The sequence below is a fragment of the Streptomyces poonensis genome, assembly GCF_014650915.1.
Taxonomy (GTDB): Bacteria; Actinomycetota; Actinomycetes; order Streptomycetales; family Streptomycetaceae; genus Streptomyces; species Streptomyces poonensis.
The window spans coordinates 187,719-206,216 of the sequence record NZ_BMVW01000011.1 but is presented as its reverse complement, the minus strand read 5'-3'; the positions used below and the strand labels follow the sequence as shown (position 1 = coordinate 206,216).

17 protein-coding genes and 3 tRNA genes are annotated in these 18,498 nt (G+C 71.3%); 8 read left to right on the top strand and 12 right to left on the bottom strand.

The window, feature by feature from the left end:
* Positions 1–28: 28 nt before the first annotated feature.
* From purF to IE242_RS25060, 9 genes are all read right to left on the bottom strand, one after another.
* Positions 29–1,555: an amidophosphoribosyltransferase gene (gene purF / locus IE242_RS25100; protein ID WP_189862984.1), complete on the bottom strand. Its 1,527-nt coding sequence runs from the start codon at positions 1,553–1,555 to the stop codon at positions 29–31.
* A gap of 85 nt (positions 1,556–1,640) precedes the next feature.
* On the bottom strand, positions 1,641–2,453 hold the full coding sequence (locus IE242_RS25095) for an META domain-containing protein (RefSeq protein WP_189862982.1): 813 nt from the start codon (positions 2,451–2,453) through the stop codon (positions 1,641–1,643).
* Between the two features lie 49 nt (positions 2,454–2,502).
* The gene (locus IE242_RS25090; protein ID WP_189862980.1) at positions 2,503–3,303 is read right to left on the bottom strand and encodes a maleylpyruvate isomerase family mycothiol-dependent enzyme; all 801 of its coding nucleotides are present in this window, start codon (positions 3,301–3,303) and stop codon (positions 2,503–2,505) included.
* Positions 3,304–3,313: 10 nt separating this feature from the next.
* Positions 3,314–4,162, bottom strand: a complete 849-nt coding sequence (locus IE242_RS25085) for a M23 family metallopeptidase (RefSeq protein ID WP_189862978.1) — start codon at positions 4,160–4,162, stop codon at positions 3,314–3,316.
* A gap of 35 nt (positions 4,163–4,197) precedes the next feature.
* Positions 4,198–4,701, bottom strand: a complete 504-nt coding sequence (locus tag IE242_RS25080; RefSeq protein ID WP_189862976.1) for an ArsR/SmtB family transcription factor — start codon at positions 4,699–4,701, stop codon at positions 4,198–4,200.
* 113 nt (positions 4,702–4,814) lie between these two features.
* The gene (gene purL, locus IE242_RS25075) at positions 4,815–7,073 is read right to left on the bottom strand and encodes a phosphoribosylformylglycinamidine synthase subunit PurL (RefSeq protein WP_189862974.1); all 2,259 of its coding nucleotides are present in this window, start codon (positions 7,071–7,073) and stop codon (positions 4,815–4,817) included.
* On the bottom strand, positions 7,070–7,750 hold the full coding sequence (gene purQ, locus IE242_RS25070) for a phosphoribosylformylglycinamidine synthase subunit PurQ (protein ID WP_189862972.1): 681 nt from the start codon (positions 7,748–7,750) through the stop codon (positions 7,070–7,072). Before purQ ends, purL begins: the two co-directional genes overlap by 4 nt.
* Positions 7,747–8,013 (bottom strand): phosphoribosylformylglycinamidine synthase subunit PurS, encoded by a 267-nt coding sequence (purS, locus tag IE242_RS25065; protein WP_131567352.1) that lies wholly within the window; start codon positions 8,011–8,013, stop codon positions 7,747–7,749. The genes purQ and purS overlap by 4 nt, the downstream gene beginning before the upstream one ends.
* Before the next feature lie 95 nt (positions 8,014–8,108).
* Positions 8,109–8,360: a hypothetical protein gene (locus IE242_RS25060; RefSeq protein ID WP_189862970.1), complete on the bottom strand. Its 252-nt coding sequence runs from the start codon at positions 8,358–8,360 to the stop codon at positions 8,109–8,111.
* Positions 8,361–8,425: 65 nt separating this feature from the next.
* On the opposite strand from IE242_RS25060, the gene IE242_RS25055 reads away from it, so the two are divergent.
* From IE242_RS25055 to IE242_RS25020, 8 genes are all read left to right on the top strand, one after another.
* Positions 8,426–8,743 (top strand): histone-like nucleoid-structuring protein Lsr2, encoded by a 318-nt coding sequence (locus IE242_RS25055; RefSeq protein ID WP_189862968.1) that lies wholly within the window; start codon positions 8,426–8,428, stop codon positions 8,741–8,743.
* 202 nt (positions 8,744–8,945) lie between these two features.
* Positions 8,946–9,017, top strand: a tRNA-Gly gene (locus IE242_RS25050).
* A gap of 80 nt (positions 9,018–9,097) precedes the next feature.
* A tRNA-Gly gene (locus IE242_RS25045) sits at positions 9,098–9,173 on the top strand.
* Between the two features lie 189 nt (positions 9,174–9,362).
* Positions 9,363–10,379, top strand: coding sequence for an ABC transporter ATP-binding protein (locus IE242_RS25040; RefSeq protein ID WP_189862966.1), 1,017 nt, complete (start codon positions 9,363–9,365; stop codon positions 10,377–10,379).
* A gap of 59 nt (positions 10,380–10,438) precedes the next feature.
* Positions 10,439–11,179 carry an ABC transporter permease gene (locus tag IE242_RS25035; protein WP_189863077.1) on the top strand — a complete coding sequence of 247 codons (741 nt, stop codon included), beginning with the start codon at positions 10,439–10,441 and terminating at the stop codon, positions 11,177–11,179.
* A gap of 13 nt (positions 11,180–11,192) precedes the next feature.
* Positions 11,193–12,506, top strand: a complete 1,314-nt coding sequence (locus IE242_RS25030; RefSeq protein WP_189862964.1) for a sensor histidine kinase — start codon at positions 11,193–11,195, stop codon at positions 12,504–12,506.
* Complete coding sequence (locus IE242_RS25025) at positions 12,503–13,132, top strand: response regulator transcription factor (protein ID WP_189862961.1); 630 nt, start codon at positions 12,503–12,505, stop codon at positions 13,130–13,132. Before IE242_RS25030 ends, IE242_RS25025 begins: the two co-directional genes overlap by 4 nt.
* A 23-nt stretch (positions 13,133–13,155) precedes the next feature.
* Positions 13,156–13,231, top strand: a tRNA-Gly gene (locus IE242_RS25020).
* Between the two features lie 155 nt (positions 13,232–13,386).
* Here IE242_RS25020 and IE242_RS25015 read toward each other — a convergent pair.
* From IE242_RS25015 to purD, 3 genes are all read right to left on the bottom strand, one after another.
* A complete protein-coding gene (locus IE242_RS25015; protein ID WP_189862959.1) occupies positions 13,387–14,286 on the bottom strand; it encodes a phosphoribosylaminoimidazolesuccinocarboxamide synthase in 900 nt (299 codons plus the stop codon).
* Between the two features lie 374 nt (positions 14,287–14,660).
* Complete coding sequence (locus IE242_RS25010) at positions 14,661–16,646, bottom strand: hypothetical protein (protein ID WP_229859422.1); 1,986 nt, start codon at positions 16,644–16,646, stop codon at positions 14,661–14,663.
* Between the two features lie 567 nt (positions 16,647–17,213).
* Positions 17,214–18,470, bottom strand: a complete 1,257-nt coding sequence (gene purD, locus IE242_RS25005) for a phosphoribosylamine--glycine ligase (RefSeq protein ID WP_189862955.1) — start codon at positions 18,468–18,470, stop codon at positions 17,214–17,216.
* Between the last annotated feature and the right edge of the window lie 28 nt (positions 18,471–18,498).

The following is an 18,498-nucleotide window of genomic DNA, read 5'->3' as shown; positions in this document are numbered from 1 at the left end:
TCGTGTCGTACGGCAGAAAACGGGCCGGCTACGGACGGCGGATCGCGTCGGCGGCGGCCGTGGCGGCGGGCCCGGCGGCCAGCTCGGTCTCCAGGAGCTGCTTGCCGAGCAGCTCGGGGTCCGGGAGCTCCATCGGGTACTCGCCGTCGAAACAGGCGCGGCAGAGGTTCGGCTTGGCGATGGTGGTCGCCTCGATCATGCCGTCGATGGAGATGTACGCCAGCGAATCGGCGCCGAGGGAGCGGCCGATCTCGTCGACCGACATGCCGTTGGCGATGAGCTCGGCGCGGGTGGCGAAGTCGATGCCGAAGAAGCAGGGCCACTTCACGGGCGGGGAGGAGATCCGGATGTGGACCTCGGCGGCGCCCGCCTCGCGCAGCATGCGGACCAGGGCGCGCTGGGTGTTGCCGCGGACGATCGAGTCGTCGACGACCACCAGGCGCTTGCCCTTGATGACTTCCTTCAGAGGGTTCAGCTTCAGGCGGATGCCCAGCTGGCGGATCGTCTGCGAGGGCTGGATGAACGTACGTCCGACGTAGGCGTTCTTCACCAGGCCGCTGCCGAACGGGATGCCGCTGGCCTCGGCGTAGCCGATCGCGGCCGGAGTGCCGGACTCCGGGGTGGCTATGACGAGGTCGGCCTCGGCGGGGGCCTCCGCGGCGAGGCGGCGGCCCATCTCGACGCGGGACAGGTAGACGTTCCGGCCGGCGATGTCGGTGTCCGGGCGGGCCAGGTACACATATTCGAAGACACAGCCCTTGGGCTTCGCTTCCGCGAAGCGCGAGGTACGCAGGCCGTTCTCGTCGATGGCGACGAACTCGCCCGGGTCGATCTCGCGGACGAAGCTGGCGCCGCAGATGTCGAGGGCGGCGGTCTCGGAGGCGACCACCCAGCCGCGCTCCAGCCGGCCGAGGACCAGCGGGCGGATGCCCTGCGGGTCGCGGGCGGCGTAGAGGGTGTGCTCGTCCATGAAGACGAGCGAGAAGGCGCCCTGGACCTGCGGGAGGACCTTGGCGGCCGCGTCCTCGATGCTGAGCGGCCTGCCTTCGTCGTCGACCTGGCCGGCCAGCAGCGCGGTGACCAGGTCGGTGTCGTTGGTCGCGGCGACCTGCGGGGTGCGGCCGTCCTGCTTGGGCAGGTCGGCGACCATCTCGGCGAGCTGGGCGGTGTTGACCAGGTTGCCGTTGTGGCCGAGCGCGATGGAGCCGCGGGCGGTGGCGCGGAACGTCGGCTGGGCGTTCTCCCAGACGGAGGCGCCGGTGGTGGAGTAGCGCGCGTGGCCTACGGCGATGTGGCCCTGGAGCGCGCCGAGCGAGGTTTCGTCGAAGACCTGGGATACGAGGCCCATGTCCTTGAAGACGAGGATCTGGGAGCCGTTGCTGACCGCGATACCCGCGGATTCCTGGCCCCGATGCTGGAGGGCGTAGAGCCCGAAGTACGTGAGCTTTGCGACCTCTTCGCCCGGCGCCCAGACTCCGAAGACGCCACACGCGTCCTGGGGGCCTTTCTCGCCGGGGAGCAGATCGTGATTGAGTCGACCGTCACCACGTGGCACGCCACCGAGTGTAGGCGAGATCGCGCACTGGTCCGAATCCGGTGATCTCGGATACCACGGCTGGGGCGGCCCTTTCCCACAGGTCTCACTCGTTGGCCACCGCACTGAAACCCTCGCCGTTTTCGCTGGTCAGCGTGATGGTGCGGTGATCGATCTCGTAGCTGACCTTGTTCTTGAAGAGATCGAGCAGGCTCTGCTCGGTCTCCATGAGTGAGCCGTCGCACATCGTGCGGGTGGTCTTCGGGGTGCCGAGGGTGATGTGACCGTCGCGTACCGTCGCGTCGCGCACGGTCGCCTTGGCGGAGACCTGGTTGCAGCCGAGGCTGCCGCTGACCGTGCCGGCCTCCCGGTCGAAGGTGAGCCAGGCCTTCCCCTTCGCCTCCTCGGGCAGCGAGTGGGCGGAGTCCCCGTCGAGGAGTGCGGTCACCTGCCACTTCGTGCCGTAGAGGCCGGCGGGCCGCTCCTCGCTCAGCCGGATCTTGTCCCCGTCGCCGGTGGTCAGGGTGAGTTCGCCGTCGTTCACACGGGCCGTGAGGGTGCCTCCGGTGAGGGTGCGGGCGAGGGACTCCTCGAACGACATCGGGACCTTCTCGCAGGCCATGGCGGTGGAGTCGGCCTGTTCGATGTCCACCCGGTCTCCCTCGACGGTCGCGGTGGCGCCGAAATCGTTGCAGCCGTAATTGCCCTGGGCCTCACCGTCCTCGTCGATCCGCAGGTAGGCGCCCTCGGGAGCCTCGCTGGTCCGGCCGTCCACGGTCAGGCTGTCGACGTTCCAGTGGACGCCGGTGACGGGCGCCGCGGAGCCCTGGCCGACGGAGCCGCTGCCCGCCTCGCTGCCACAGGCCACCAGGAGCGGGAACAGGGTCAGGGCGCTGAGCGCCAGTCGCTGCTTGTCCATGGCGGTGGGACGGGTGGGACGAAGGGCCGGTTCCCCGCGCGGGCAGGCCTCATTGCATGAGGGGCAGCAGGCCGTCCAGGTCGGCGCGCTCGCCGCTCGCGCTGACCCGTGCCTCCCGTACGGCCGTCTTCCAGTCCTCGCGTCCCGTGGCGAGCCGGATCCAGGTCAGCGGGTCGGTCTCGACGACGTTGGGCGGGGTGCCGCGGGTGTGCCGCGGCCCCTCGACGCACTGCACGACGGCGTACGGCGGCACGCGCACCTCCGTGGAGGCCCCGGGTGCCTTGACCGCGAGCGCGTCGGCGAGCAGCCGGGTGCAGGCGGCGAGGGCCTGGCGGTCGTAGGGGACGTCGAGGCCCGGCACGGCGGCGTTCAGGTCGTCGGTGTGGACGACGAGTTCGACGGTGCGGGTCACCAGGTAGTCGGCGAGGGACATGACGCCCGCCCGGGTTTCGACGAACCGGTCGCCGGGGGCTTCGGCGAACCGCTCGGCGAGCCACTCCTCGGTACGGGCGTACAGCGCTTCGAGGTCCGGATGCCGCTCGGCGAGCGCGTGGCTGCCCTCGGCGATGGAGTCGGCGTACCGGGCCGTCGCCGAGGGGTAGTCGAGCGCGGCGAGTCGCTGCTGCGGCGGCGGGGCGGGCATGTCCGGGCTCCGGCTGACGCTCTCCACGGCCAGGGTGATGTGTGCGGCCAGATCACGCACGGTCCAGTCGCCGAGACGGGTGGGCAGGGCGAGTTGCCCCTCGTCGAGCGTGCGCACGGCAGCGCGTACATGGCCGAACTGGGCCGACACCGCTGTGCGGATCCTGACGGGGTCGTAGCTGCGGGTGCGCTTCTTGGCCGGTGGCATGAGGGTCAGCCTATGCGCGGGCGGAGGCCTCGGCGGAGGTCTCGGCAGGGGCCTCGAACACCTCGCCGTTGCGGGGCACGCCGATGCCGTGCCAGCGGAAGGGGATGCCACGCGCGGTGTCCGGGTCGGGGCCGTCCATCAGCTGGAAGTGCAGGTGCGGCTCGCTGGAGTTGCCCGAGTTGCCGCAGCGGGCGAGCACCTGACCGGCACGCAGGCGGTCACCCTCGCGCACGATGAGGGAGCCGCGCCGGACGTGGGCGTAGGCCGCGTATACGCCGTTGCCGAGATCCAGGACCACGTGGTTGCCGAGGATGTTCCCGACGCCGCCCATCTCGCGTACCGCCCCCTCGACGAGCATCAGGTACAGCACCGCGGGCAGCGAGGTGCGGCTCAGGTGGTCGCGCCGGGTGTCGGTGGCCCGTACGACGGTGGCATCGGCCACCGCGAGGAGCGGGGCGCCGAAGGCGGGGAAGTCGCGGTTGCGGCGGACGATCGGCCACAGCCACCGGAAGGAGGGGCGGGCGCCCGGTTCGGGTTCGGCGACGAGGTCGATGGCGAACGTCTGGCCGTAGGCGTGCGTGCCATGGCTGGGAGCGCGGTCGGCGGGGCTGTTCAGCGCGGACCACCGGCCGGTGACCGGGGCGGAGACCTCGACCGGCTCGCGGGCCGCCGGCCTGCGGTCCGGGGTGCCGCCCCGCCGGTTCATCACGATGACGACGGTCCACGCCGGTACGAGCGGCAGGAGGTACCACCACCAGCGGTCGTCCGCCAGGCCGACCGAGAGGTCGGCCGCCATCAGCACGAACGGAGCCGTCAGCAGGCAGCGGAAGGCCCACAGGGCGAGTTTGCGATCGGACATCGTGTCCCCCTCTCCCCGTTCGGGTCTCGTCCCGGTCAGGGCCGGGCGGCCGACAGCGCCACCAGCAGCGGTACGACCCGACCCGGCGGTACTTCGTGGCGCCCCCGCCCCGTGGTGTGCAGCCAGCCGGCGCCCGTCAGTTGGCGCAGGTGGTGGTAGATCTGGCCGGTCGTGCCGACCTCGTCCAGCTCGGCGAGCGAGGCCGCGGTGCGCCGGCCGCCGAGGATCTCCCGGAGCAGCCGCAGCCGGACCGGGTGGCCGAGCGCCGCGAACGACTCGGCGGCCGCGGTCCAGTCGCCGTCCACCAGATCGCCGGTGAGGGCGCCGTGCTGCCAGTCGTACCGCTCACCGGTCGGCAGCCGTACGGCCCCGGTGAAGAGCACTCCTCCGTCGGTCGCGCCCAGCCCGGCGAATTGTTCCTTCAGCCCGTTCAGGGCCCAGAAGTCGCCTTCGTCCAGGGAGGGCGAGGAACGGCGGGCGTCCTCCTCCAGTGCCGCCAGCCGGCGTTCGAGCTCGGCGACGCGCTCTTCGAGATCCATGCCTACGAGATTACGGAACTACGTAATTGCGTGCAACCAGTTGTGCGAACCCGGCCAAAGCCGAAGCCCCCGTCCGGAGAACCGGGCGGGGGCTTCGTACTGGAAGAAAGGGCTTACGCCAGCAGCGCCGGGATCGTCCCCTCGTGCGCCGTGCGCAGCTCGTCCAGCGGGAGCGTGAACTCTCCCTGGACCTCCACCGCGTCACCGTCCACGACACCGATGCGGGTGGCCGGCAGGCCCCGGGCGCCGCACATGTCGTTGAAGCGGAGCTCCTCGGAGCGCGGCACGGCGACGACCGCGCGCCCCGCCGACTCGGAGAGGAGGAAGGTGAAGGCGTCCAGCCCGTCCGGTACGACCAGCCGCGCGCCCCTGCCGCCCAGCAGCGCCGACTCGACCACGGCCTGGATCAGACCGCCGTCGGACAGGTCGTGCGCGGAGTCGATCATGCCGTCGCGGGAGGCGGAGATCAGGATCTCGCCGAGCAGCCGCTCGCGCTCCAGGTCCACCTGCGGCGGCAGACCGCCCAGGTGGTCGTGGATGACCTGGGACCAGGCCGAGCCGCCGAACTCCTCGCGGGTTTCGCCGAGGAGGTAGAGCAGCTGGCCCTCCTCCTGGAAGGCGACCGGCGTACGGCGCGCCACGTCGTCGATGACGCCGAGGACGGCCACGACCGGGGTGGGGTGGATCGCCGCCTCGCCCGTCTGGTTGTAGAGCGAGACGTTGCCGCCGGTCACCGGGGTGCCGAGCTGCTGGCAGGCGTCGGCGAGCCCGCGCACCGCCTCCGCGAACTGCCACATCACCGCCGGGTCCTCGGGGGAGCCGAAGTTGAGGCAGTCGGAGACCGCGAGGGGCTTCGCGCCGGTGGTGGCGACGTTGCGGTACGCCTCCGCCAGGGCGAGCTGCGCGCCCGTGTACGGGTCGAGCTTCGCGTACCGGCCGTTGCCGTCGGTCGCGATGGCGACGCCGAGGCCGGACTCCTCGTCGATGCGGATCATGCCGGAGTCCTCGGGCTGGGCAAGGACCGTGTTGCCCTGCACGAAGCGGTCGTACTGGGAGGTGATCCAGGACTTGGAGGCCTGGTTCGGGGAGCTCACCAGCTTCAGGACCTGCTCGCGCAGCTCCTCGCTCGTCTCCGGGCGGGGGAGCTTGTTCGCGTCGTCCGCCTGGAGGGCGTCCTGCCAGTCCGGGCGGGCGTACGGACGCTCGTAGACCGGGCCGTCGTGCGCGACCGTGCGCGGGTCGACGTCGACGATCTTGCCGCCGTGCCAGAAGATCTCCAGCCGGTCGCCGTCCGTCACCTCGCCGATGACGGTGGCGATGACGTCCCACTTGTCGCAGATCGCGAGGAAACGGTCGACCTTGTCCGGCTCGACCACCGCGCACATGCGCTCCTGCGACTCGCTCATGAGGATCTCCTCGGGCGAGAGCGTGGAGTCGCGCAGGGGTACGTCGTCCAGGGTGACGCGCATGCCGCCGGAGCCGTTGGAGGCGAGCTCGGAGGTGGCGCAGGACAGGCCGGCCGCGCCGAGGTCCTGGATGCCGACGACGAGCTTCTCCTGGAAGGCCTCCAGGGTGCACTCGATGAGCAGCTTCTCCTGGAAGGGGTCGCCGACCTGGACGGCCGGGCGCTTGGACGGCTTGGCGTCGTCGAAGGTCTCACTCGCCAGGATCGACGCGCCGCCGATGCCGTCGCCGCCGGTCCGGGCGCCGTACAGGATGACCTTGTTGCCCGCGCCGGAGGCCTTGGCGAGGTGGATGTCCTCGTGCCGCATGACGCCGATGGCACCGGCGTTGACCAGCGGGTTGCCCTGGTAGCAGGCGTCGAAGACGACCTCGCCGCCGATGTTGGGCAGGCCGAGGCAGTTGCCGTAGCCGCCGATGCCGGCGACGACGCCCGGGAGGACGCGCTTGGTGTCGGGGTGGTCCGCGGCGCCGAAGCGTAGCGGGTCGACGACGGCGACCGGCCGCGCGCCCATCGCGATGATGTCGCGCACGATGCCGCCGACGCCCGTGGCCGCGCCCTGGTAGGGCTCCACATAGGAGGGGTGGTTGTGCGACTCCACCTTGAAGGTGACGGCGTAGCCCTGGCCGACGTCCACGACGCCCGCGTTCTCGCCTATCCCGACGAGCAGCGCGTCGGACTGGGGCGCCTTCTCGCCGAACTGGCGCAGGTGGACCTTGGAGGACTTGTACGAGCAGTGCTCGGACCACATGACCGAGTACATGGCGAGCTCGGCACCGGTCGGGCGGCGGCCGAGGATCGCAACGACCCGCTCGTACTCGTCCTTCTTCAGGCCGAGTTCGGCCCAGGGCAGCTCGACGTCCGGGGTCGCGGCCGCGTGCTCGACCGTGTCCAGAGGGGTCTTGCTCATGCGTTGACCAGCTTCTTGAGGATCGAGGTGAAGAAGGGGAGGCCGTCGGTGCGGCCGGTGCCGATGAGGGGCTCCGTGGCGTGCTCCGGGTGCGGCATCAGGCCCACGACGTTGCCGGCCTCGTTGGTGATGCCGGCGATGTCCCGCAGCGAACCGTTGGGGTTGAAGTCCAGGTAGCGGAAGGCGACCCGGCCCTCCGCCTCCAGCATGTCGAGCGTGCGCTCGTCGGCGACGTACCGCCCGTCCATGTTCTTCAGCGGGATGTGGATCTCCTGGCCGGCCTCGTAGTCGGTGGTCCAGGAGGTTTCCGCGTTCTCCACCCGCAGCTTCTGGTCGCGGCAGATGAAGTGCAGGTGGTTGTTGCCGAGCATGGCGCCGGGCAGCAGATGGGCCTCGGTGAGGATCTGGAAGCCGTTGCAGATGCCCAGGACCGGCATGCCCGCCTTCGCCTGCTCGATCAGGGTCTCCATCACCGGCGAGAAGCGGGCGATGGCGCCGGCCCGGAGATAGTCGCCGTAGGAGAAACCCCCGCACAGCACGACGGCGTCGACCTGCTTGAGGTCTTTGTCCTTGTGCCACAGCGCGACGGGCTCAGCTCCGGCGAGCCTGATCGCGCGCTGCGTGTCACGGTCGTCGAGGCTTCCCGGAAAAGTGACGACCCCAATACGAGCGGTCACTTTCCGGCCTCCGCCTTCTCTTCCTCCACCTTCACGGTGAAGTCCTCGATCACGGTGTTGGCGAGGAAGGATTCCGCCAGTTCATGGATGCGGGCGAGCGCGGCGTCGTCGACCGGTCCGTCCACTTCCAGTTCGAATCGCTTTCCCTGACGTACGTCGGAGACGCCTTCGAAACCGAGGCGCGGCAGCGCACGCTGCACCGCCTGGCCCTGGGGGTCGAGGATCTCCGGCTTGAGCATGACGTCGACTACGACGCGTGCCACTGGCACTCCCGGTGTGTGGTGCTGAGCAGGTTCCTTCAGACTACCCGCACAAAAAATCTACGCGAGTAGATTCGTAGGAAACTACGTGACGGTCATCACGATTCCACAACGGGCGGGCCAGGCGACGGAAAATCCGGTGAAAGATCCGCGATGCCTATTGCACCGTGACACGCTGACGGTTTTAGTCGGTCTGCACTTTTCAATGCCGTGCCCTGTACAAAGGAAAAGGCAATAGCCGATACTTTGCACCGGTCGCTCTTTGCGCCACCACCTCGGTGACGCATGAACGGCACATGAACGGCAAAAGCAGCCGGGCACTCGACAACAACCGGCGTCTGCGCGCTCATGCGGTACAGCGTCCCAGGATCATGGCGCGGAGCAGCGGAGATGTCGCACGAAAGGACCGATATTCGTGGCGCAGCGTGTCGTAGTCACTCTCTTCGACGACATCGACGGCTCGGAAGCGGCGGAAACGATCGCCTTCGGTCTGGACGGCAAGTCGTACGAGATCGACCTCAACCGGGCCAACGCCAGTCAACTCCGCGAGGCCCTCGCCCCGTACGTCGAGGCCGGCCGTAAGCGGGCGAAGTCCGGCAAGGCCTACAAGCAGACCGACGTGGCACCCGATCCGGCGACGGTCCGCGCCTGGGCCCAGTCGCACAAGATGGACGTCCCCGCGCGCGGGCGCATCCCGAAGAAGGTCTACGAGGCGTTCGCCGAGGCGCACTGAGGAAGGCCCCGGGGAGGACCGGGCGCGCGGGACACGTACGCCGGTGCCCCGCCGTCCGTCCTCCGGGCGGCGGCCGGCCCCGGCCGGCGACCTCCGGCCATCCACCGCCTTCGGCAACCGACTTGCGCAGCACCCCCGGTGATCAGCTAAAGTCTGGAGCACGCCGAGGGGCGAGGCCGAAAGGCCCGGCTCACGGAGTCACGCGGGTGTAGTTCAGTAGTAGAACATCCCCCTTCCAGGGGGAAGGCGCAGTGTGCAATTCCTGTCACCCGCTCTGCACCGCCGGAACGACCACTGTTGTCGATCAGGTAGGCTGGTGCACGCGCCGATCGGTGGGAGCCGGTCGGAGGCAATGCGGACGTAGCTCAGTTGGTAGAGCGCAACCTTGCCAAGGTTGAGGTCGCGAGTTCGAGCCTCGTCGTCCGCTCCAGAGAGAAAGGCCCCGGTCCTGAGGACCGGGGCCTTTCTCTTTTCCGCGCTGATACTCGTGTTGCCTGTGCTGACTGTGCTACCTGCGCTTGTGCCTGCGCTCGATGTGGACTCCGGTTCTGACATTTGTCATGGGGAGTGATGACAGCTCGCACTGCTGCCGGCACGTGACAGCGGGGACGCTGGAGGCATGAACACGAACGGGCACGAGCGCGTGATTGACGTCACGGACTTGCGGCGTGTGTACGGGGGCGGTTTCGAAGCCGTACGGGGGATCACGTTCTCCGTGGGCAAGGGGGAACTCTTCGCGCTCCTGGGCACGAACGGCGCGGGCAAGACATCGACGGTCGAGCTGCTGGAGGGACTCGCGGCACCGGCCGGCGGACGGGTGCGGATCCTCGGACACGACCCGTACCGGGAACGGGCCGCCGTACGGCCCCGCATCGGCGTGATGCTGCAGGAGGGCGGCTTCCCCGCCGAGCTGACCGTCGCGGAGACCATACGGATGTGGGCGGGCTGCACCAGCGGTGCGCGCCCCGTACAGGAGGCGCTGGAGCTCGTCGGCCTCGGCCGGCGGACCGGGGTACGGGTGAAGCAGCTGTCCGGCGGCGAGAAGCGGCGCCTGGACCTGGCGCTCGCGCTCCTCGGCCGTCCCGAGGTCCTCTTCCTCGACGAGCCGACGACCGGGCTCGACGCCGAGGGCCGCCAGGACACCTGGCGGCTGGTGCGCGAACTGCGCGACCAGGGCACGACGGTCCTGCTCACCACGCACTACCTCGAGGAGGCCGAGGACCTGGCCGACCGGCTGGCGATCCTCCACGAGGGACGTATCGCGGCGACCGGCACCCCGGCGGAGGTGACCTCGGCGCAGCCGTCCCGCATCAGCTTCGAGCTGCCCGAGGGGTACTTCCCGGGTGATCTGCCCCCGCTGACCGAACTCGGCGTGACCGGCCACGAGACGGCCGGCCGTACGGTACGGCTCCGTACGCACGAACTGCAGCGCACCGCCACCGGGCTGCTCGTGTGGGCCGAGCGCGCCGGGGTCGAGCTGCGCCGGCTCGATGTGCGGTCCGCCTCGCTGGAGGAGGCGTTCCTGCAGATAGCCCGCGAGGCCTCCGGGGCGTCCGGCGCGCCCGTCGATGACGGTGAGGCGGGGTTGGTGGCGGTGGCGTCCGAAACCATGGTGAACAAGGGGGCTGCGAAGTGACTGCTGTGACGAACGGGGGCGCGGCCACGACGGCCGGCACCACCACGCCCGTCGGCCGCATGGCCGCGCTGGCCCGGGCCGAGATGACCCTGCTGGGACGCACCAAGGCCACGCTGTTCGCGGCCCTGTTCGTGCCGCTGGTGCTGCCGTTCAGCCTGCGCTCGACGGTCGACCAGATGGACCTGGACGGCACCGGGCTGTCGGTCGGTTCCGTCATACTCCCCTCCGCCATCGGCTTCTCGCTGCTCTTCGCGGTCTACAGCTCGCTGGTCAGCGTGTACGCGGCCCGGCGCGAGGAGCTCGTGCTCAAGCGGCTGCGCACCGGGGAACTGCGGGACACGGAGATCCTCGCGGGCGCCGCGCTGCCGTCCGTCGCGATAGGGCTGGTCCAGAGCGTCGTCCTGAGCGTGGCGTGTATCGCGCTCCTGGACGCCGGCGCGCCCCGGGCACCGCACTACGCCGTCCTCGGCCTGCTGCTGGGCCTGGTCATGTGGCCCGCGCTCGCGGCGGTCACCTCCAGCTTCAGCAAGAGCGTGGAGGGCGCCCAGGTCGCGGCCATGCCGTTGGTGATCGTGTCGATGATCGGCTCGGGTTTCGTCCCGCTCGAGGTCATGCCCGACCGCCTCGCCTCCGTGGTCGAACTCCTGCCGCTCACTCCGGTGGTCACCCTGATCCGCGGCGGCTGGGCCGGCCACCTGTCCGCGTACGACGCCCTGGGAGCCGTCGCGACCGGAGTCGCCTGGACCGTGCTCGCGCTGTTCGCTGTGCGACGGTGGTTCCGGTGGGAACCACGGCGATGAGGGGAGCAGGCACATGCGGGGGCCGAGAACACGGTGGCGGGAGAAGAACACTCCGGCGAAGGTCGAGACGTACACCCGCTGGTCGTTCCACTTCTTCTCGCTGATCGAGATCACCATGATCGGGATGGCCCCCGCGGGCTCCCTGCCGGCGGCGTACGCGCGCTGGGTGATCGTGCTGGTCACCGCGCACGGTCTGCTGTGCTCGGTGACCGCGTCCCGGGCGCTCGACTGGACGCGCGGCCGACGGGAGCAGCCGATGCGGCTCCTCGTCGCGCTCGGTGTCGCGACCGGGGTGCTCGGGATCGCCGCACTGGCCCTGAAGACGTACGGCCCTGACGGTGTGGACGCCGGGACCGCGGCGGGCACGGTGTTCGTCGGCGTACTCGGCTTCGGTGCGGGCACCGTCGCGCTCGGTGTGCGCAAGCGGAAGCAGGTCCTCGCGTCGGTCGTGGGCTTCGCGGTCGGTGCCGGGCTGGGGTCGCTGCCGCTCGGCTTCCCCGGCCCCGCCGCGCTGGCCACCGCCGTCGCGGTGCTCGTGACCGCCGGTTTCCTCTCCTTCACCTCGGTGTTCTCGGTGTGGCTGCTCAACGCGGTGTACGAGCTGGACGAGGCGCGCGACACCCTGGCCCGGCTGGCCGTCGCCGAGGAACGGCTGCGCTTCGGGCGGGACCTGCACGACGTGATGGGGCGCAACCTCGCGGTGATCGCCCTGAAGAGCGAGCTGGCCGTGCAACTGGCCCGCCGGGAGCGGCCCGAGGCACTGGACCAGATGGTCGAGGTGCAGCGGATCGCCCAGGAGACGCAGAGCGAGGTACGCGCGGTGGTCCGCGGGTACCGCGCGGCCGACCTGACCGCCGAGCTCGCCGGCGCGCGCGGGGTGCTGACGGCGGCCGGCATCCAGTGCGCGGTCACGGGCTCGGCGAGCGGGCTGCCGCAGGAGATCCAGTCGGCACTCGGCTGGGTGGTCCGGGAGGCGACGACGAACGTGCTGCGGCACGGCAACGCGGTGCACTGTTCCGTGGAGCTGCGCCAGGACGCCGACCGGGTCGTGCTCACCGTCCAGAACGACGGGGCGCCCGAGGCCGCCCCCATGGGCCGCGGCCACGGCCTGGCCGGCCTGCGAGAACGGCTCTCCCAGGTGGACGGCACACTGCACGCCGCGCCCTGTGCCGAGGGCCTGTTCCGGGTGACGGCCGAGGTACCGCTGCCCGAGTCCCACCCGCACGGACACCGGGCGGCCACGGACGAGGGCTCGCCGCGCCGCGCGGCCGTGGACGGCGCCCGGCCGCTGATGAACAAGATCGCTACGAGTGAGGTCCCTTCATGACGTCGGCTGACTCCGTGCCGCCCGTGCGGCTGCTGCTCGCCGATGACGAGCATCTGATCCGGGGCGCCCTCGCCGCGCTGCTCGCGCTCGAGGACGACCTGGTCGTGGTGGCGGAGGCCGCGACCGGTCCGGAGGCGCTGGCGATGGCGCGGGCGCACCGGCCCGACGTGGCGGTGCTGGATCTGCAGATGCCGGGCGCGGACGGTGTGAAGGTGGCCACATCCCTGCGGACCGAACTGCCCGGCTGCCGGGTGCTGATCGTGACGAGCCATGGAAGACCGGGACATCTGAAGCGAGCGCTCGAGGCGGGCGTGCGCGGCTTCGTCCCCAAGACCGTCAGCGCACAGCGGCTCGCGGAGATCATCCGTACGGTGCACGCCGGGAACCGCTATGTGGACCCGGAGTTGGCGGCCGACGCGATCTCCGCCGGGGACTCGCCGCTGACCGAGCGGGAGACCGAGATCCTGGAATACGCGGCCGACGGGGCGCCCGTCGCGGAGATCGCCGAGCGGGCCGCGCTGTCCCAGGGCACCGTGCGGAACTACCTGTCGTCGGCCGTCTCCAAACTGGGGGCGGAGAACCGTCATGCGGCAGTGCGCCTCGCGCGGGAGCGAGGTTGGGTATAGTTGCACTCGCGCCACGGCGCAACGCGGACGTAGCTCAGTTGGTAGAGCGCAACCTTGCCAAGGTTGAGGTCGCGAGTTCGAGCCTCGTCGTCCGCTCCAGTGGCGAAGGCCCCGGTCCTCAGGACCGGGGCCTTCGTCGTGTGCGTACGGTGTGCGGTCACCGAGCCTCGGGCAGGCCATGACCTGCGTCGTGACCTACCGCGTGACCCTCGCGGCACCGAGCAGCGGATGGCGCCCGGTGCCGCGCGGTGCCGTCACGACCAGGGCGTGCCCGTCAGACGCTCGTACGCCTCGACGTACTTGGCGCGGGTCGCCGCCACGATCTCCTCGGGCAGCGGGGGCGGCGGCTGCTCGCCGGTGCGGTCCCAGCCGGACTCGGCGGAGGTGAGCCAGTCACGGACGAACTGCTTGTCGAAGGAGGACTGGGGGCGGCCCGGCTCCCACTGGTCGGCCGGCCAGAAGCGGGAGGAGTCGGGGGTGAGGACCTCGTCGGCGAGGACCAGGGAGTCGTTCTCGTAGCCGAACTCGAACTTCGTGTCCGCGAGGATGATGCCGCGGTCACGGGCGATGTCACGGGCCCGGCTGTAGACGGCGAGCGTGGCCTGCCGCAGCTGGGCGGCGGTCTCGGCGCCGACCCGGCGGGCGACCTCCTCGTAGGGGACGTTCTCGTCGTGCTCGCCGACCTCGGCCTTGGTGGCCGGGGTGAAGATCGGCGCGGGGAGCTCCGAGCCGTCGACGAGCCCCTCGGGGAGGGCCAGGCCGCACACGGTACGGGACTCGTTGTACTCGGCGAGCCCCGAACCCGTGAGATAGCCGCGAGCGACGCACTCCACCGGCACCATCCGCAGGGACTTGCAGAGCAGGGTGCGGCCCGCCCAGTCGGCGGGGGCGCCCGGCGGCAGCTCGGTGCTCAGCACGTGGTTCGGGACCAGATCGGCGAGCTGGTCGAACCACCACAAGGAGAGCTGCGTGAGGATGCGGCCCTTGTCGGGGATCTCGGTCGGCAGCACCCAGTCGTACGCGGACGTACGGTCGCTGGCGACCATCACGAGGTCGCCCGCCTCGTTCTGGTACAGCTCGCGCACCTTGCCGGTGTGCAGATGCACCAGGCCCGGAACCTCGATCGGTTCGGGCTTTTCGACGAATCCGGACACGGTTCCTCCCCGTGGTTCTGTCCAATGAGTCGATTCTCCCGTATACGGGGATCGAAGGGCGGCCGGGGTCCGGGGCGGGTCTCGGCCCGAGGGACGTTCGACCGGGTTTGCGGATGCAGCCGGAAGAGCGGCTGGAGCCTGCTGGTCACGGGGACCGACGTGGGCCGAACGGCCCGGCGGCGGGGACCGGGAGAACGTATCGGACGCTTTCGGATGCGAACAGTCCACGGTGTTGGCATCCGTGGCGGCGTAGGCGGTCCTGGTGGCGTAGGCGGTCGTGGTGGCGTAGGCGGTCGTGGTGGCGTAGGCGGTCGTGGTGGCGTAGGCGGTCCTGGCGGCTTAGGCGTCGGCACCGGCCGGGATTCCGGGGTCGGTCACACCAGGCGGACCGGCTTCTCCGGGCGGAGGCCCACGCGGCGGAACCAGTCGCGCAGAGGAGCTGGGTCGCCGTCCTCCACCAGGGCGAGGACACGGGGGGCCAGGTCGGCGGTGCGTTCGCCGTCGATCAGAAGGGACGGGCCGTCCAGCCAGTCGAGGCCCGGAGCGGCGCCGGCCGTGTCCATGGCGGCGCAGCAGACCATCGCGGTGACGTGGTCGCTGAGCAGTTCACGGCCGGTGCGCGGAGGTTGCAGAGGGAAGAGCGGCAACGCGCCCTCGTCCCACAGTCCCCGGTCCGGGCCCTGGACCTCCCCGCCGCCCGGCGGTACCGGCGCGCCCGTCGGCGCCGAAGCCTCCTCGCGGGCCACCTCCGTGCTCAGCCCGGCCGCCAGCGCGGCAGCCCGTTCGCCGCTCAGGCCGGTGTCCTGATCGGTGGGGTCGGGGGCGTCGGGGGTGCTGGTGGAATCGGGGGCGCTGGTGGAATCCGGGGCGCTGGCGGAGCCAGGGGCCGGGCGCCCGTCGCCCGTCGCCTCGGGCTCATGGTCCCGGAGTGTCGGGGGGTGCTGGTCCGTGGGCTGATCTCGCATCGTCAGGTGGTCGATCACCCGTGCCAAGGTCGCACCCCCGGGATCGGGGGCTGCCGGGTCCGCCGGGTGCCTGACGCCCAGCGCGTCCAGGACCCGCTGGAGCCTGGCCGCGTCCACCCGCCACTTGCGGTCGACGACCTCGTCCGGGTAGTCGCGCCAGTCCACCGGAGCCCAGTCGGGTCCGGACTCGGCAGGACCGCCGTGGAAGAGACGTGCGGCGAGCAGGGACGTGGCCTCGTCGACCACGCCGGGCTCCTCCAGCAGGTCACAGGCCGGGCGCTCGCCCAGTCGCGAGGCGTACCCCTCCGCCAGGCGGTCGCGCCGGGACAGCTCGGTCAGGGCGGCGACGACGCCCGCGTCCAGGCGGGAGGGCCAGCGGCCCATCCGCCAGGCGGGCAGCGCCACCCGGGTGAGCAGCCGGTCCCAGCCCGCGTACGCCAGTCCGACCTGTTCCTGGGCGACGATCCGCAGGCCGTAGTCCACAGCCTGTGCGCGCTCGGCGGCGGCGGCCGCCACACCCCGCTCCATCTCGGCCGCGTGTTCCCGGCAGCTGTGCAGGAGCAGCCGGGCCACCCAGCCCACCCCTGTGAGCAGGATCCGTGACACGGGGCCACGGGCGGACTTCCCCGTCACGGCCACGGCCGCGTCCAGGCCCCGTATGAAACGGCGGGCCGCCGCTATGTCCGGGTGCGCCGACGGTCCCGTACCCGCGACGACGGGTGCCAGGACGGCGCGCAGCTCGCCCACGCGCATCCACCACAGGAACGGCGAACCGATCACCAGCACGGGCGCGGCGGGCGCGGCGCGACGACCGGGCGGGGGCGACGTGCCGCCGTCGCGGCCACCACCCGTGTCCGGAAGACCGTCACGCGGGCCCGACGCACCGGAGGACTCTGCCGGAGAGCCCGGTGTGGAGATCGGCGGAAGGCCCGTCGCCTCGGCCTCCGGACCGTCGCCGCTGCTGCCGTTCCCCGTGGCCGGCGGTGGACCGTGGGCCGGGTGCGTACGGTCCTCCAGCCAGCTGTCGCAGTCGGGTGTGAGGGCTATCGCGGAGGGCGCCGGGACGTCGAGCCGGTCGGCCAGGTCCCGTACCAGACGGTAGAGGTCGGGCGCGCACTCCTCGCTGATGGGAACCGTGGGGCTCATCGCGGGGCGGGCGCGGGACACGACCAGCGCGATGCCCGTGGCGCAGAGGAGGACGACGGCCGCGAACACCGTCACGATCCAGCGCGTGACGGACCAGCCCTCGCCGGGGAAGTGGCCCGTCGCCCCGCCGACGAGCAGCACGACGGCGACGGCCGCGGGCAGCAGGGCGACGGCCAGTGCCCTGCTGCGTATGCGCAGCACGACGAGGGCCCGGGAGCGCGCGGCCCGCGCGCCCACCTCCACACCCATACCGGTCACGACCGGACGTCACCCCCAACTGTGCCGTACGACATTCCGCGCGGCGTACGCTGCGGCGCACCCCGCGACGACGGCCCGGCCTCGCGGTGTGCGCCGCCGGGTGGCATGGCGTTGCTCACTCCCCCACTGTGGCACCCGTCACTGACATCGCAATGCCGGTGGGCCAAGTGCCGGACTGCTTGCGCCGCACAGTAGTTGGGGCCCTGGCCTGCGTCAGCCGGATAGGGCATCGGTCACTCGATGGAATGGCTTTGGGGAGAGGTGGATGACATTGCGCAAGGATCGGGCCCCGGATCCATGACGAATACGGGGCCCGCGAGAAGCTGGTGAAGCGCCAGGTCAAGGGCGTGGATCAGCGCCGTCTTCCGGTTTCGGTGCGGTTCCGGCGCGGGGCCGCGACAGGGGCGGAGCCATGCGTGACACGACCGAAGAGTGTCCGAAAAGCGAGCTCGATGACTGCCGATGACTGTCGACGGCTGCCGACGTTCGGAGCGGCCCGCTTCCGGGTCGCTCCGCGTCACACGTTGCCGGGGCAGACGCTGCCGGCCCGCTTCCGGATCAGACGCTGCCGGACGCCGCCTTGGCCGCGATGTCGGTGCGGTGCTGGGAGCCGTCCAGCCGGATGCGTCCGACCGCCGTGTACGCCCGCTCGCGGGCCTCCGACAGATCGGTACCGGTCGCCGTCACGGACAGGACCCGGCCGCCCGCGCTCACCACCGCGTCGCCGTCGCGCTCGGTGCCGGCGTGCAGGACGTAGGCATGCGGGGCGTCCTCCGCGGCCACCTCGTCGAGGCCGGTGATCGGGTCGCCGGTGCGCGGGGTGCCGGGGTAGTTGTGGGAGGCGACGACCACGGTGACGGCCGCGTCGTCGCTCCAGCGGAGGGGTTCCAGGTCGGCGAGGGTGCCGTCGGCCGCGGCGAGCAGGACCCCGGCCAGCGGGGTCTTCAGCCGGGCGAGGACGACCTGCGTCTCGGGGTCGCCGAACCGGGCGTTGAACTCGATGACCCGTACTCCCCGGCTGGTGATCGCCAGACCGGCGTACAGCAGGCCGGAGAACGGGGTGCCACGGCGCCGCATCTCGTCGACGGTCGGCTGCAGCACGGTCTGCAGCACCTCGTCGACCAGCTTGGGCTCGGCCCAGGGAAGCGGGGAGTACGCGCCCATGCCGCCGGTGTTCGGGCCTTCGTCGCCGTCCAGGGCGCGCTTGAAGTCCTGGGCGGGCTGGAGCGGGAGAACGGTCTCGCCGTCGGTGATCGCGAAGAGCGAGACCTCGGGACCGTCGAGGAACTCCTCGATGACGACGCGGTCGCAGGCGTTCGCGTGCGCCTTCGCCTGGTCGAGGTCGCCGGTGACGACGACGCCCTTGCCGGCGGCGAGCCCGTCGTCCTTGACGACGTACGGGGCACCGAAGGCGTCGAGCGCCTCGTCGACCTCGGCGGGCGTCGTACAGACGTACGACCGCGCGGTCGGCACACCGGCCTCGGCCATCACGTCCTTGGCGAAGGCCTTGGAACCCTCCAGCTGGGCGGCCTCCCCGGAGGGGCCGAAGCAGGGGATGCCGGCCTCACGCACGGCGTCGGCGACACCGGCGACGAGCGGGGCCTCCGGGCCCACGACGACCAGTTCGGCGCCGAGGTCGGTGGCCAGGGCGGCCACGGCCTTGCCGTCGAGGGCGTCGACCTGGTGCAGCTCGGCGACCTCCCCGATGCCCGCGTTGCCGGGGGCACAGTGCAGGGCGGTGACGGCGGGGTCGAGGGACAGGGAACGGCACAGGGCGTGTTCGCGGGCGCCGCTACCGATGACGAGGACCTTCACGGGGCCAGCCTAACGGGCGGGGAGCGAC